Below are 13740 nucleotides of genomic sequence, written 5' to 3'. Positions count from 1 at the left end.
GAGCCACGACGAGCCCCTGACGCCGCGTGCCGACTCGGTGGGGGCGGACGAGTCGGCCTGTAAGCCGGATCCTGTGCCCACGGCCCTCGCGGGCCCGTGGGTGGCGACCATCCATCTCGGCCCGCCGTCGCCGGCGGGCTCCAGCGGTCTACCCGCAGGTCTCGGGCGGGCAGCCCTCGGACGACCTGCGCGGCCGGTCCTCGCGGACCGACCTTCTTGACCTTGCTCCGGGTGGGGTTTACCGAGCCGTCCTGGTCACCCAGGACGCTGGTGGTCTCTTACACCACCGTTTCACCCTCACCACCGGCCCGGAGGCCGATGGCGGTCTGTTTTCTGTGGCACTGTCCCGCGGGTCACCCCGGGTTGCTGTTGGCAACCACCCTGCCCTGTGGAGTCCGGACTTTCCTCGACGGGGATCACCCGCCGCGGTCGCCCGGCCGACTCGTCCGCGGGGCCGATGCTACCGACCCGTGTCCCCAGGACACGGGTCGGCACGACCGTTAGCGTCGCGCATCGTGTCGGACCCGTCGGTGCTCCAGATCGTGCTGCTCGCCGTGCTGGGGCTCGTCGCCGGTGCGGTGAACGCGGTCGCCGGGGGCGGGTCGCTGATCGTCTTCCCCGCGCTGCTCGCGACGGGCCTGCCGCCGCTGCCGGCGAACGTCACCAACTCGGTCGCGCAGTGGCCCGGCTACGCCGGTTCGACGGTCAACGCCCGCGGTGACCTGCGGGGCCAGCGACGACGGGCGATCACCACGAGCATCGTGGCCGCGCTCGGCTCGGCGGTGGGCTGCGCGCTGCTGCTGATCCTGCCGCAGTCGGTGTTCGACGCCGTCGTGCCCGTGCTCGTGCTGCTCGCGAGCCTCACGCTCGGGGCGCAGCCCTGGATCAAGCGCTGGACCGGCAGCACGGAGCGGACCGCCGACAACCCGAAGGTCCTGATCCCGACGATCTTCCTCGCCGCGGTCTACGGCGGCTACTTCGGCGGCGCGCTGGGCGTCGTGCTCATCGCCGTGCTCTCCCTGCTCGCCCACGACACCCTGCAGCGGCTCAACGCGATCAAGGTGCTGCTCTCGCTGGTGACCAGCACGGTCACGGTGATCCTCTTCGCGCTGTTCGCGCCCGTCGACTGGTTCGCCGTGCTCCTCCTCGCCCCGACGACGCTGATCGGCGGCTACCTCGGCATGACCGTCGCCAAGAAGATGCCCGACGGCGTCCTGCGCTGGAGCGTCGTGGTGCTCGGGGTCGCGGTGGCGATCTACCTCTTCCTGCGGTGACGGTCCTCGCGGTCGCGCTGCTCGGGGTCGTCCTCGTCGGCGCCGTCACGCGGCCACGCGGCCTCCCCGAGGCGTCGGCCGCGATCCCGGCGGCCGTGGTGGTGCTCGCCGTCGGGCTGCTCTCCCCGCAGCGCGCGTGGGCCGAGGTGGCCGAGCTCGGCCCGACCGTCGGCTTCCTCGCCGCCGTGCTGGTGCTCGCCCACCTCGCCGACGCCGAGGGCGTCTTCCGCTGGGCCGGCGGCGAGCTCGCGCGTCACTCGCGAGGGCGACCGCAACGGCTGTTCCTGCTGGTCCTCCTCACGGCCGCGGTGACGACGGCGGTGCTGAGCCTCGACGCCACGGTGGTGCTACTGACCCCGGTGGTCCTCGACACCGCCCGCCGGCTGGGCGCCCGCCCCGCCCCGCACGCCTTCGCCTGCGCCCACCTGGCCAACAGCGGCTCGCTGCTGCTGCCGGTCGCCAACCTCACCAACCTGCTCGCGCTGAAGGCCACCGGGCTGACGTTCCTCGGCTTCGCCGGGCTGATGCTGCTGCCGCAGCTGGCCGTCCTGGTCGTCGAGTACGTCGGGCTGCGGCTGGTCTTCCGCACCGATCTCGCGGCGCCGGCCGAGGAGCCGCCGGCGCCCGAGGAACCCCCGCTCCCCCGCTTCGCCGTCGCGGTCCTCGCGCTGACGCTGGCGGGATTCGCCGCGTCCTCCCCGCTGGGGATCGAGCCGGTGTGGGTGGCGGTCGCCGGGGCGCTCGTGCTGGCGGCGCGGACCGTCGCCACCCGCCGCACCCGCGTCCTCGACGTGCTGCTCGCCGCCTCGCCCCTCTTCTGCCTGTTCGTCCTGGCCCTGGGGGTCGTGGTGGCGGCGGTGACCGATCGCGGCCTCGGCGACCTCGTCGCCGGCCTGCTGCCGGCGGGCACCTCGTTCCCCGCCCTCCTCGGGCTGGCGGCCATCGCGGCGGTGCTGGCCAACGTCGTCAACAACCTGCCCGCGACGCTCGTCCTGCTCGCCGCGCTCGGGCCGACGCCGGCGACCGGCGCGGTGCTCGCGGTGCTCATCGGCGTCAACATCGGCCCCAACCTGACGCCCGTCGGCTCGCTGGCGACGCTGCTCTGGCGCCGGGTCCTCGCCGCGCGCGAGACCCCGGCCCCGCTGGGGACGTTCACGGTGGCGGGGCTCGCGACGGTGCCGCTGGGGGTCGTCAGCGCGGTGGCGGCGCTGTGGCTGACCCTGACGCTGACGGGCTGACCGCCATCGTCTCGGTGCCCAGCGCGCCGAGCAGGTCCAGGCGGCTGCGGGCGTCGGAGCCGGGCGCGGGGGTGAAGACCAGCAGGCGCAGGTCGTCCTCGGCGGTGGTGAGGGTGTCGCAGTCCAGCTCGACCGCGCCGACCTCGGGGTGCTCGACCGTCTTGTGGCTCTGGTGGTGGCCCGCGATCACCCCGGAGTCCCACATCGCGGCGAACTCCGTGCTCACCGCGGTGAGGTCCTCGACGAGCCGGGCGAGCTCCGGGTCGTGGGGGTAGCGGCTCGTGCTGCCGCGCAGGTCGGCGACGAGCGAGCGGGCCAGGGCGTCGAGCTCGTCGCGGGTGTGACGGACGCGATCGCCCGGCTCGCCCTCGACGAACAGGCGCCACAGGGTGTTGCGCCGCCGCTCGGACAGCGCACTCGGGTCGCCCATCAGCGCCGCGTACAGCGGGTTCCAGGCGATCAGCGTCCAGGTCGCGTCGAGGACGCCGACGGGGTCGTGCACCGCGTCCAGGATCTTGCGCACGCCGGCCGGGATACGACGCGAGATCCGGCCGCGGTCGGGGGCGTGGCCGGCGAGGCGGAACAGGTGGGCCTGCTCGGCGTCGGAGAGCCGCAGCGCCCGGGCCAGCGACGCGCAGACCTGCGCCGACGGCGTCCGGGTGCGGCCCTGCTCGAGGCGCACCACGTAGTCGATCGAGATGCCCGCCAGCAGCGCGAGCTCCTCGCGGCGCAGCCCCGGCGCCCGCCGCGGCGCGTTGACGGACATGCCGACGTCGTCGGGACGGGTGCGGTCGCGCCACGTCCGCAGGGCGGCCGCCAGCTCACCGGTGCTCACGGCGTCCATCATCCGCCGCGCCACCGGGACGTGGGGGGTACGCGCTGTACCAGGACGATCCCTCGCTCCCCCGCCCCCGACGCGGCGGGCACGGTGGAGCCATGACCACGACCGGGCTCACCGACCGCCTGACCCTCGCCGACGACCTCGTCCTCACCCGCATGGGCTACGGCACCATGCAGCTCGCCGGCCCCGGCGTCATGGGACCGCCGCGCGACCGCGACGAGGCCGTCGCCGTGCTGCGCGAGGCCGTCGAGCGCGGCGTCACGCACATCGACACCTCCGACTTCTACGGCCCGTTCGTCGTCAACGAGATCGTCCGCGAGGCCCTGCACCCCTACCCCGCCGACCTGCGGATCGTCACCAAGGTCGGGTGCCGCCGCGGCGAGGACGGCTCCTGGAACCTCGACACGTCGCCCGACGAGGTGGTGCGCGAGGTCCACGAGAACCTCGACCGGCTCGGGCTCGAGGCCCTCGACGTCGTCAACCTGCGGGTCTCCGACGACCACTCCGAGTCCCTCGGCGAGGCCTTCCGCACCCTCGCCGACCTGCGCGAGCAGGGGCTGGTGCGCCACCTCGGCGTCAGCAACGTCTCGGCCGCACAGCTCGCCGAGGCCCGGGAGATCGCCCCGGTGGTCTGCGTGCAGAACCACTACAACCTCGTGCACCGCACCGACGACGACCTCGTCGACCACTGCGCCGCCGAGGGCATCGCCTACACGTCGTTCTTCCCGCTCGGCGGGTTCAGCCCGCTGCAGTCCGACACGCTCGGGCGGGTGGCCGAGCGCGTCGGGGCGACCCCGCAGCAGACGGCGCTGGCCTGGCTGCTGCAGCGCTCCCCCACGATGCTGCTCATCCCCGGCACGTCGTCGCGGGCGCACCTGCGGGAGAACCTCGCCGCGGCCGACCTCGCGCTGCCGGCCGACGCCGTCGCCGAGCTGGACGCGATCTGAGGGGTCGCGTTGCGCGGGCGGCCCGGACCTCGGCACGCTACGGCGCGTGACGTCACTCGAGGCCGAGGCCCGCGCCCGCGTGCGTGAGCAGGCGCTCGGCATCGCCGCGGGCTGGTCCCCGCCCGACGCGCCGCCGACCTGGGCGCTGACCGCCGAGCTGTTCCGGACGATCGCCGGCGAGCCCGACCTGCTCGGGCTCGCCGCGGCCGTCCCGCTCGATCGGCTGCCGCCCCTGCTGCTCAGCGCCGCCGTCCGTGCCCTCGTCGACCGGGTGCGGCCCGAGCCGCTCGCGGGCTACTTCCCGACGCCCGGGTCCGGCCAGCCCGTCCTCGACGACGGGTTCCGGCCGGCGCTGGCGGCGTTCGCCCGCGAGCACGCGGGTGAGCTGGGCCAGCTCTGCGCCGAGCACCGCTACCAGATGAACGAGGTGGCCCGCAGCGCCGACGTCGTCGCCGTGCTGGGCCACCTCGGGGTCGACGCCGACCGCCCTCTCGCCCTGGTCGACCTCGGCACCGGCGCCGGGCTCGGGCTGCACCTCGACCGCTACCGCTACGACTTCCGGGGACGCACGCTCGGTGACGACCACAACCCGCTGACCATCGCCCCCGAGCTCCGCGGCCGGCCGGCCCCGCTGCCCGCCCGGATGCCGATGATCACGACGCGGGTCGGCGTCGACGTCGAGCCCCTCGACCTCGACGACGCGCGCATCCGCGACTGGCTCGCCGCCTGCATCCCGCCCGAGGCCTCGGCGGTCGACCGCTTCGCCGCGGCCACCGCCGTCGCCCGGGAACACCCCGCGACGACGGTGCGCGCCGACGTCGTCGACGACCTGGCCGCCGTCTGCGCCGACGTCCCCGCCGACGCGCTGCTCGTCCTCGTCGACACCTACGTCCACGTCTTCCTCACCGACGACCGGCGCGCCCGCTTCCGCCGGCTCCTGACCACCCTCGGCCGCGACGTCGTGTGGATCTCGGTCGACCCGCTCGTCCCGCTCGGGCCCCAGGGCCGCGAGAGCACCCAGGGCCTCCCGGTCCCGTCGCGCGCCCTGGAGGCCACCCGGGCCGGGGTCACCGGCGTGGTCGGGCACCTGACCGTCCGCGCGGACGGGACCGCCGACGGCGAGGTGCTCGGCCTGGCCCACCCCGGCGGCGCCTGGCTCGAGTGGTTCTGAGCGGGCGTCAGGCCAGGTAGGACGTGTCGTTCACCAGGCGCACCGAGGCGCCGCCGTCGGGCCAGAACTCGACGATCGACAGGCACGCCAGGTCGAGGTGCAGGCGATAGAGCATCGCGGGGCCGGCGTCGAGGGCCCGGCGCAGGATCAGCTTGATCGGCGTCACGTGGCTGACGAGCACCACCGTCTGCCCCGGCCAGCGGCGCAGCACGTCGTCGAGTGCCGCGTTCACGCGTCCCGCCACGAGGTCGAAGCTCTCGCCCCGCGGCGGGGCCACCGAGCTGTCGGCGAGCCAGGCGCGGTGCACCTCCGGGTCCTGGGCCGCCGCCTCGGAGAAGGTCAGGCCCTCCCAGGTGCCGAAGTCGGTCTCGGTGAAGCGCTCGTCGACGGTGACCCCGAGGCCCAGCACCCCGGCGACCGGCTCGGCGGTCTGCCGGGCCCGCAGCAGCGGAGAGCTGATCACCGCGCGGATGTGGCCGTCGGTGGTGACGGTGCGGGCCGCGAGCGCCGTCGCCGCCGCGGCGGCCTGCTCGAGCCCGTCGGGCGTGAGCTCGGGGTCGCCGCGCCCGGAGTAGCGGCGCTGGACCGACAGCGGGCTCTGCCCGTGGCGCAGCAGCAGGACCCGGGTCGGCGGGGTGCTCCCGCGCCCGGTCCACGCGCCGGCGGTGCTCACGCGTTCGTCCCCTTCCCCGTGCGCACCACGATCGCCCCGCACTGCTCGCACCGCACGACGTCGTCGGGCGCGGCGGCCGCGATGTCGCGCAGCTCCGAGCGGTCCATCTCCATCCGGCACGCCCCGCAGCGGTTGCCGACCAGCTCGCCGGCGCCCGTCCCGGTGCGCTGGCGCAGCTGGTCGTAGAGCCCGACGAGGTCCCCGGGCAGCTCGGCGGCGACCTGCTCGCGCTCGGCGCCGCGGCGCTGCTCGAGTACGTCGAGGTCGCCCAGCACACCGTCGCGGCGCTCGACGGCGTCGGCCAGCGTCGTCTCGGCGGTCTCGAGCTCACCCTGCTCGTGGGCCAGGTCGGTCTCCGCGGCGTCGAGGCGCTCCATGACCTCGAGCTGCTCGTCCTCGAGGACCCCGCGGCGGCGCGCGAGCGTCTCGAGCTCGTGGGAGAGGTCGGTCATCTGCTTGGCCGACACGCTCCCGGAGTCCATCAGCCCGCGGTCGCGCTCCTCGCGGGTGCGGACCTGCGTGACCTCCTGCTCGAGCTTTGCCACCTCCCGGCCGAGGTCGCTGACCGAGGTCTTCGCGCGCACCACCGCGTCGCGGTGGGTGCGCACCGTGCCCTCGGCCGCCTCGACCGCGGCCTGCTCCGGCAGCGAGCCGCGGCGGTACCGGGCCCGCGCGAGCTCGGCGTCCAGCGCGGCGAGGTCGAGCAGGCGGCGCTGCGCGGTGGGGTCGGCCTTCACGAGATCACGGCTCCTGGTGCGGCGGGTTCCCGAGAGGCGTGGCCGAGGCTCCACGCGTCGGTGCGGGCGGTCGAGACGGTGATCTCCACGTCCGGCGCCGCGGCCGCGAGGACGGCCGCGGCCTGGGCGCACCACGGGTGCTCGGAGGCCCAGTGGGCGACGTCGACGAGCGCGGGGGCGCCGGGTTCGGCGAGGTGGTCGGTGGCGGGGTGGTGGCGCAGGTCGGCGGTCACGTAGACGTCGACGCCGGCCGCGCGGGCCAGGTGGAGCATCGAGTCGCCCGCCCCGCCCGAGACGGCGACGCGCCGGATCTGCCGCTGCGGGTCGCCGCCGGCGCGTACGCCCCACGCGGTCGGTGGGAGGGCGTCGGCCACGCGGCGCGTGAAGGCGGCGAGGGTCTCGGGCTCGGGCAGCGTGCCGATGCGGCCGATGCCGACCGTCCCGTCCTCCTGGGGCGCGAGGGGCCGCTCGACGGTGACGCCCAGCGCCTCGGCCAGCGCGTCGGAGACGCCGGGGTTCGCCGCGTCGGCGTTGGTGTGGGCGCTGAACAAGGCGGTGCCGGCGCGGATGAGGCGGTGGACCGCCGAGCCCTTCGGCGCCGTGGTCGGCACGCCGTGCACCCCGCGCAGCAGCAGCGGGTGGTGGGTGACCAGCAGCTGCGCGCCCGTCGCGACCGCCTCGTCGATCACCTCGGGCAGCGGGTCGACGGCGACCAGCACCCTCGTGACGGGCTCGGCCGGATCGCCGACGGCGAGCCCCACCGCGTCCCAGTCCTGGGCCAGCGCCGGGGGGTACGCGGCCTCCAGCGCGGCGACGGCGTCGGCGACGGTGACCATGGACGTCCATTCTGCCCACCGCCGCCGTGGCGCCACGGTGCGGGCGTTCATCATGGTGGGCGTGCACGTCGTCTTCGTCTGCTCGGGCAACATCTGCCGCTCGCCGGTCGCCGAGAAGGTCTTCCGCGCCCGGTTGGCCGAGGCCGGGCTGGAGGACGCCGTCGAGGTCTCCAGTGCCGGGGTGGGGGCGTGGCACGCCGGCGAGCCGATGGACCGGCGCGCGGCGGCGACGCTGCGCGAGCGGGGCTACGACACCACCCACACCGCGCGCCGGATCGACGGCGAGCAGCTGGGCGCGGACCTGGTCGTGGCGGCGACGGAGGACCACGTCCGCGACCTCGTCGCCGCCGGTGCCGACCCCGAGCGCGTGGTGCTCCTCCGGGCGTTCGACCCCGCGGCGCCCGCCGGGGCCGAGGTCCCCGACCCGTACTACGGCGGCCCGGACGGCTTCGACGAGGTGATCGAGATGGTCGAGGCCGCGATGCCCGGGCTGGTCGACCGGGTCCGGCGGTGACGGTCGACGACCTGCTGGCCGCGAGCGGCCGCGGCGTCTCGATGACGATCCTCGACGACGGCACCGACGTCGTCGTCAAGGGCGGCGAGCCCTCGGCCGTCGCGGCCGAGGCGGCCGGGCTGCGCTGGCTCGCGGAACCGGGCGCGGTCCGCGTCCCCGAGGTGCTCGGCGAGGCCGAGGGCCGGATGGTGTCGACGCGGGTGCCGTCGGGCCGGGCGGACGCCGCCGCGGCCGAGCGGTTCGGGCGCGGGCTCGCCGCGATGCACGCCGCGGGGGCGCCCGCGTTCGGGTCCCCGCCGCCCGGCGGCCCGGTCGAGGCGTGGATCGGCGACGCGCGGATGGTCAACGCGACCGGCGAGCGCTGGCCGGCCTGGTACGCCGAGCACCGCGTCCTGCCCTACGCCCGGCGGGCCCGGGACCAGGGCACCTTCACCGCCGACGACGTGGCCCTGGTGGAGCGCGCCTGCGCCCGGTTCGACGCCGTCGCCGGCCCGGACGAGCCGCCGGCCCGCCTGCACGGCGACCTGTGGAGCGGCAACGTCCTGTGGTCCGGCGGCGAGGGCTGGGTGATCGACCCGGCTGCGCACGGCGGGCACCGCGAGACCGACCTGGCCATGCTCGCGCTCTTCGGCGCCCCACAACTGGACACGATCGTCGCCGCCTACGACGAGGCCGCACCGTTGGCCGACGGCCGGCGCGACCGCGTCGGGCTCCACCAGCTCTTCCCGCTGCTCGTGCACACCGTGCTGTTCGGGGGCGGCTACGGCGCGCGGGCGCTCACGGTGTGCGAGCGTCTCGCGACGTAACCTGGCGCCGTGCGGTTCCTGCTGCGGCCCGGGTGGATCGCGCTGACGCTCGCCGTCGTGGCCTTCGCGTTCGCGTGCGCCTACCTGCTCGCGCCCTGGCAGTTCCACCGCAGCGACGAGCGCGACGGCACCAACGCGGCGCTGCAACGGGCGGTGACGACGGCGCCGGTGCCGCGCGGCCGGCTGGTCCCGCCCGGCACCGAGCCGGCCGCCGACATCGCGTGGCGGCAGGTCACCGTCACCGGCACCTACCGGCCCGAGGGCGAGGTGCTCGTGCGGCTGCGCAGCATCGAGGGCTCCCCCGCCACCGAGGTCATGACCCCGCTCGCGACCACCACCGGGGAGACCGTGCTCGTCGACCGCGGCTACGTCCGCTCCGGCGACACCGGGGGGCTGCCGCCGATCGCGCCCGCCCCCGGCGGCACGGTGACGCTCACCGGCTACCAGCGCCTCGACGAGGGCGCGCCCGACCGGCCCGCCATCGTCGCCGACGGGCACCGACAGGTCTACGCGGCCGACGCCCCGACGATCGCCGCCGCCGGCGGGGTGGCCGTCAGCCCGGGCTACGTGCAACTGCTGCCGAACCAGCCGGGCGTGCTCACCGCCGTCCCGCTGCCCCCGCCGGACCCGAACCCGTCGTACTCCTACGCCTGGCAGTGGCTGATCTTCGGGCTGATGGCGATCGGGGCGTGGATCTACTTCGCGCGCCTGGAGTGGCGCCGCGCCCACGGCCTCGAGCCCCACCGCGAGCGCGACGACCAGGACCCCCGCGACGCCGCCGACGGCACCCCGTGGGACGCGCGCACCAGCACCGAGGCGAAGCTCGCCGATCGCTACGGGCGGCGCTGAGCGCTCGCCGCGAGCACCGCGAGGGACGCCGTCGCGAGCCCGACGGCGCGGGAGAGGCGCACGGCGCGGGGCAGGTCGGCGACGGTGGGCGCGCGGCCGTCGCCGAGGACGGGACGGTCCTGCACTCCGTACGGGTAGACGGTCCGCCCGCCGAGGCGCAGGCCCAGCGCGCCCGCGAAGGATGCCTCGACCGGCCCGGCGTTGGGGCTCGGGTGCGCGGGGGCGTCGCGACGCCAGGCCCGCCACGCCGCCGCGGGCCGGCCGCCGACCGCCGGCGCGCACAGCCCCGTGACCAGCACCGACACGCGCCCGGCCACCACGCCGGCCACGTCGTCGGCGCGGGCGGAGGCCCAGCCGAAGCGCTCGTGCCGCGGCGAGCGGTGGCCCACCATCGCGTCGAGGGTGTTCACCGCGCGGTGCCCGAGGAGCCCCGGCATCCCGGCCGCCGCGCCCCACACCAGCGGCGCGACCACCGCGTCGGCGGTGTTCTCGGCGACAGACTCCAGCGCTGCCCGCGCGAGCCCGTCGGCGTCGAGGGCGGACGGGTCGCGCCCGCAGAGGTGGGGCAGGCGCTCCCGCGCGGCGGCGACGTCGCCGGCGTCGAGCGAGGCGGCCATCGCCGCGCCCTCCCCCGCCAGCGACGTCCCGCCGAGGACGGTCCACGTGGCCAGCGCCGTCAGCACGGCGTGCGCCGCGGGGTGCCGGACGCGCTCGGCCGCGGCCCCCAGCACGACGGCTCCGCCGACCAGCACGGCGGCGTACGCGACGCCGGGCGCGCGACGGTCCGCCCACCAGCACCGTTCGAGCCACGCCGCGGCCGACCCGAACGCCGCCACGGGGTGGCCGCGGCGCGGGTCGCCGAGCAGGGCGTCGGCGAGCACCCCGAGCGCGAGCCCGGCCGCCCGCGAGCCGTTCCGGCGAGGGGCGCCCCTCGCCCGTCTACCCGAGCGAGGGTGCCCCTCGCTCGGGACAGGGCGTGGCGGCACGCCGCCGACGATCTCACTGCGGCGGCAGCACGTGCTCCCCGGACTTGTCGGTCGAGAGCGACAGCGAGGAGACGTAGCCGCCCTTCGGGCTGGCGAGCATGTCCGGACGCTCGAAGCGCTGCCCCGAGACCTGGTCGAGGTAGGGCGTCCCGGACGGGTTGCCGTCGTCGTCGAGGTAGGGCTCGTCGATGCCGTCGTCGGTGCGCCGCAGGTAGAAGCGCCCGCGGGTGAGGACGGCGATCAGCGGGGTCAGCACCACCGCGACGACGATCGCCACGAGCGTCGAGTACGACGACAGGAACTCCCCGAGCAGCCCGAAGTACGCCGCGATCGAGAGCAGCGACGCCGCGAGGAACGACACGACGCCGACGGGGTTCCAGGGGTGCAGCATCCCGCGGCGGAACTCCGGGCGCTTCGGCGACAGCTTCAGCAGGTACTTGTTGATCGCGATGTCGGTGGCGACGGTGACCACCCAGGCGATGGCGCAGTTCGAGTAGAAGCCCAGCAGGTTGTTGAGGAAGCTGAACATGTCCGCCTCCATGAGGATCAGCGCGATCCCCAGGTTGACGAACAGGAACGTGATCCGGCCCGGGTAGGTCTTCGTGACGCGGGTGAACGCGTTGGTCCAGGCCAGGGAGCCGGAGTACGCGTTCGTCACGTTGATCTTGACCTGGCTGAGCACCACGAGCAGCAGCGCGAGGGTCACCACGAGCCAGGTCGGGAAGAGCGCGCCGAGGGCGGCGTTGAACTGCTCGATCGGCTCGACGGCGGCCTCGGCGCCCACCCGGGCGAGGATGTACACGGCGAGGAAGACGCCGATGATCTGCTTGACCGCGCCGAAGAACACCCAGCCCGGCCCGCCGAGCACGACCGCGGTCCACCACTGGCGCGAGTTCTCGGCGGTCTTGGGCGGCATGAAGCGCAGGTAGTCGATCTGCTCGCCGATCTGCGCCATGAGCGCGAGCGCGACGCCCGCGCCGAGCATGATCGAGGCAGGGTTGACCGCCGCGCCGTCCGTGCCCGGGTGCGCGAGGAAGCGTCCGATCGACCCCGGGTCGGCGGCGACGAGGAACACCAGCGGCACCACGATGAGCACGACCCAGAGCGGGTTGGTCCAGGTCTGGAGCTTGGTCAGCGCCTTCATCCCGTAGATGACGAGCGGGATGATGATCAGTGTGGAGATCAGGTAGCCAAGCCACAGCGGGATCGACAGCGCGAACCGCAGCCCCTGGGCCATGATCGAGCCCTCGAGCGCGAAGAAGATGAAGGTGAAGCTCGCGAAGATCACCGCGGTGATCACCGAGCCGTAGTAGCCGAAGCCCGAGCCGCGCGTGATGAGGTCGAGGTCGAGGTTGTAGCGCGCGCCGTAGTAGGCCAGCGGGAAGGCGCTGACGAAGATGATCAGCGCCGCGACGCCGATGCCCCACAGCGCGTTGCCCGTCCCGTGCTGCAGGCCGATGCCGGCGCCGATCGAGAAGTCGGCCATGTAGGCCATGCCGCCCAGGGCCGACCCGCCGACGACGAACGGCGTCCAGCGCCGGTAGCTGCGGGGGGCGAACCGCAGCGTGTAGTCCTCGAGGCTCTCGCGGGTGGCGGTGTCCCCGGGTGGCGCGGCGGCGTTCGTCGCGGGCTCGGTGGTCAAGGCGGCTCCCGGGGCGTGGGGTGCGTGTGTGGTCGTCGGGAACGCTGCGGCATCGCTGTGACGTCGGTATGACGCGGCCGCTACGACACCGGGACGCGTGCTTGGGTGGTCGCCGTGCGATTCACCGAGGACCTGTGGGACGCCGGCGCCGACGTCTACGCGCGGATCCGCGAGCACCCGTTCCTGGCCGGGCTCGCCGACGGGACGCTGCCGCACGCGGCGTTCCGCCACTTCGTCGTGCAGGACGCCCACTACCTGCGCGGCTACGCCCGCGCGCTCGCCCTGCTGGGCGCCCGGGCGCCCGGCGAGGCCGAGACGGTGATGTTCGCCCAGCACGCGGCCGGCGCGATCGCCGCCGAGCAGGACATGCACGCCGGGCTGGCCGACGCCCTGGGGCTGAGCGCCGCCGAGGCCGCCGCCGTCCCCGTCGCCCCCACGACGACCGCGTACACCAGCTACCTGCTGGCCACCTGTCACGGCGGCTCGTTCGCCGAGGGCCTCGGCGCCGTCCTGCCGTGCTACTGGATCTACGCCGAGGTCGGCGAGGCCCTCGTCGCCGCGTCCTCCCCCGACCCCCTCTACGCCCGCTGGATCGCGATGTACGGCGGGGAGGAGTTCCGCGCGGTCGTCGACGCCGTCCTCGCCCTCACCGACCGCGTCGGACCGACCCTCTCCGAGCCCGAGCGCGAGCGGGTCCAGGAGCACTTCGTGACGACGTGCCGCTACGAGTGGATGTTCTGGGACGCCGCGTGGCGCCAGGAGACGTGGCCGGTCTGAGCTAGGACCCCGGGCGCCGCAGCACGAACCGCGTCTCGACGACGTGGTGCGCGGTGCCCATCGGCACGGGCGCCGGCTGCGGGCCCGCGAACCCGACGAGCTCCCAGCCCTGCTGCCCCAGCCGGTTGAGCTGCTCGGCGTACACCCGCGCCCACGCGACCCGGTAGGGGCGGAACTCCTCGAGGATCAGCTCGCCCGCCGGCCCGATCGCGTAGATCTGCCACTCGGCGGTCTCGCCCCGGTCGGCCCCCGCGTCCTCGGCACCGACCGCCGAGATCTCGAGCGTCGCGTACTCCCAGACCGGCACGTCCCGACCCTAGATCAGGACGCGCGCCGTCCGGTGCCGCGGCGGGCCCGTGAGGGCGCCAGGGCCGCCTGCCGCGCGGCCTCCGAGGACCGGGCCGTGCGCGCCGCGGCCGCCCGCGCCGCCCGGCCCGAGCGCCCGGCCG

The 13740-nt window shown here is 75.4% G+C and carries 15 protein-coding genes and 1 other RNA gene; 8 read left to right on the top strand and 8 right to left on the bottom strand.

Annotation, left to right across the window (positions count from 1 at the left end; genetic code table 11):
• Nucleotides 1-44 precede the first annotated feature (44 nt).
• Nucleotides 45-445: RNase P RNA component class A (gene rnpB, locus ABD994_RS14570), an RNA gene on the bottom strand.
• A 70-nt stretch (nt 446-515) separates the two neighbouring features.
• On the opposite strand from rnpB, the gene ABD994_RS14565 reads away from it, so the two are divergent.
• Nucleotides 516-1274 carry a sulfite exporter TauE/SafE family protein gene (locus ABD994_RS14565; RefSeq protein WP_345415781.1) on the top strand — a complete coding sequence of 253 codons (759 nt, stop codon included), beginning with the start codon at nt 516-518 and terminating at the stop codon, nt 1272-1274.
• Nucleotides 1271-2512 carry an SLC13 family permease gene (locus ABD994_RS14560; RefSeq protein ID WP_345415777.1) on the top strand — a complete coding sequence of 414 codons (1242 nt, stop codon included), beginning with the start codon at nt 1271-1273 and terminating at the stop codon, nt 2510-2512. Before ABD994_RS14565 ends, ABD994_RS14560 begins: the two co-directional genes overlap by 4 nt.
• Here ABD994_RS14560 and ABD994_RS14555 read toward each other — a convergent pair.
• Nucleotides 2466-3347, bottom strand: a complete 882-nt coding sequence (locus tag ABD994_RS14555; RefSeq protein ID WP_345415774.1) for a helix-turn-helix transcriptional regulator — start codon at nt 3345-3347, stop codon at nt 2466-2468. The two genes, ABD994_RS14560 and ABD994_RS14555, sit on opposite strands and share 47 nt — an antisense overlap.
• Nucleotides 3348-3448: 101 nt before the next feature.
• On the opposite strand from ABD994_RS14555, the gene ABD994_RS14550 reads away from it, so the two are divergent.
• Both ABD994_RS14550 and ABD994_RS14545 read left to right on the top strand, forming a co-directional pair.
• Entirely contained in the window at nt 3449-4300 is an 852-nt protein-coding gene (locus ABD994_RS14550) for an oxidoreductase (RefSeq protein WP_345415771.1), read from the top strand.
• A gap of 46 nt (nt 4301-4346) precedes the next feature.
• On the top strand, nt 4347-5471 hold the full coding sequence (locus ABD994_RS14545; protein WP_345415768.1) for a DUF2332 domain-containing protein: 1125 nt from the start codon (nt 4347-4349) through the stop codon (nt 5469-5471).
• A gap of 7 nt (nt 5472-5478) precedes the next feature.
• Here the strand turns inward: ABD994_RS14545 and ABD994_RS14540 are convergent, their stop codons facing one another.
• The 3 genes from ABD994_RS14540 to ABD994_RS14530 are packed head-to-tail and all read right to left on the bottom strand — an operon-like array spanning nt 5479 to nt 7717.
• Nucleotides 5479-6144: a histidine phosphatase family protein gene (locus ABD994_RS14540; protein WP_345415765.1), complete on the bottom strand. Its 666-nt coding sequence runs from the start codon at nt 6142-6144 to the stop codon at nt 5479-5481.
• Entirely contained in the window at nt 6141-6881 is a 741-nt protein-coding gene (locus tag ABD994_RS14535; protein WP_345415762.1) for a zinc ribbon domain-containing protein, read from the bottom strand. Before ABD994_RS14535 ends, ABD994_RS14540 begins: the two co-directional genes overlap by 4 nt.
• The gene (locus ABD994_RS14530) at nt 6878-7717 is read right to left on the bottom strand and encodes a Nif3-like dinuclear metal center hexameric protein (RefSeq protein ID WP_345415759.1); all 840 of its coding nucleotides are present in this window, start codon (nt 7715-7717) and stop codon (nt 6878-6880) included. The genes ABD994_RS14535 and ABD994_RS14530 overlap by 4 nt, the downstream gene beginning before the upstream one ends.
• A gap of 52 nt (nt 7718-7769) precedes the next feature.
• Here ABD994_RS14530 and ABD994_RS14525 point away from each other — a divergent pair, with 52 nt between their 5' ends.
• From ABD994_RS14525 to ABD994_RS14515, 3 genes are read left to right on the top strand one after another with little or no spacing between them, the layout of a single operon-like run.
• A complete protein-coding gene (locus tag ABD994_RS14525) occupies nt 7770-8231 on the top strand; it encodes a low molecular weight protein-tyrosine-phosphatase (RefSeq protein ID WP_345416012.1) in 462 nt (153 codons plus the stop codon).
• A gap of 41 nt (nt 8232-8272) precedes the next feature.
• Nucleotides 8273-9037 (top strand): fructosamine kinase family protein, encoded by a 765-nt coding sequence (locus tag ABD994_RS14520; RefSeq protein WP_345416009.1) that lies wholly within the window; start codon nt 8273-8275, stop codon nt 9035-9037.
• 9 nt (nt 9038-9046) lie between these two features.
• Nucleotides 9047-9886: an SURF1 family cytochrome oxidase biogenesis protein gene (locus ABD994_RS14515; protein ID WP_345415756.1), complete on the top strand. Its 840-nt coding sequence runs from the start codon at nt 9047-9049 to the stop codon at nt 9884-9886.
• Here ABD994_RS14515 and ABD994_RS14510 read toward each other — a convergent pair.
• A complete protein-coding gene (locus tag ABD994_RS14510) occupies nt 9871-10767 on the bottom strand; it encodes a cobalamin biosynthesis protein (RefSeq protein WP_425550061.1) in 897 nt (298 codons plus the stop codon). The genes ABD994_RS14515 and ABD994_RS14510 overlap by 16 nt on opposite strands.
• Before the next feature lie 118 nt (nt 10768-10885).
• Nucleotides 10886-12514, bottom strand: a complete 1629-nt coding sequence (locus ABD994_RS14505; protein WP_345415753.1) for a purine-cytosine permease family protein — start codon at nt 12512-12514, stop codon at nt 10886-10888.
• Nucleotides 12515-12628: 114 nt separating this feature from the next.
• On the opposite strand from ABD994_RS14505, the gene tenA reads away from it, so the two are divergent.
• A complete protein-coding gene (tenA, locus tag ABD994_RS14500) occupies nt 12629-13291 on the top strand; it encodes a thiaminase II (protein WP_345415750.1) in 663 nt (220 codons plus the stop codon).
• Nucleotide 13292: 1 nt separating this feature from the next.
• Here the strand turns inward: tenA and ABD994_RS14495 are convergent, their stop codons facing one another.
• Nucleotides 13293-13598, bottom strand: coding sequence for a hypothetical protein (locus tag ABD994_RS14495; protein ID WP_345415747.1), 306 nt, complete (start codon nt 13596-13598; stop codon nt 13293-13295).
• Nucleotides 13599-13740: the final 142 nt, after the last annotated feature.

It is taken from the genome of Actinomycetospora chlora (assembly GCF_039542135.1).
Taxonomy (GTDB): domain Bacteria; phylum Actinomycetota; class Actinomycetes; order Mycobacteriales; family Pseudonocardiaceae; genus Actinomycetospora; species Actinomycetospora chlora.
The sequence above is the reverse complement of the archived record's forward strand: the minus strand, read 5'-3'. Positions and strand labels throughout refer to the sequence as shown.

Bases quoted from the DNA above. Each gene is read 5' to 3' on its own strand.
- ABD994_RS14525 (WP_345416012.1), top strand. From the start codon at position 7,770: ATGGTGGGCGTGCACGTCGTCTTCGTCTGCTCGGGCAACATCTGCCGC.
- ABD994_RS14550 (WP_345415771.1), top strand. From the start codon at position 3,449: ATGACCACGACCGGGCTCACCGACCGCCTGACCCTCGCCGACGACCTC.
- ABD994_RS14520 (WP_345416009.1), top strand. From the start codon at position 8,273: ATGACGATCCTCGACGACGGCACCGACGTCGTCGTCAAGGGCGGCGAG.
- ABD994_RS14530 (WP_345415759.1), bottom strand. From the start codon at position 7,717: ATGGTCACCGTCGCCGACGCCGTCGCCGCGCTGGAGGCCGCGTACCCC.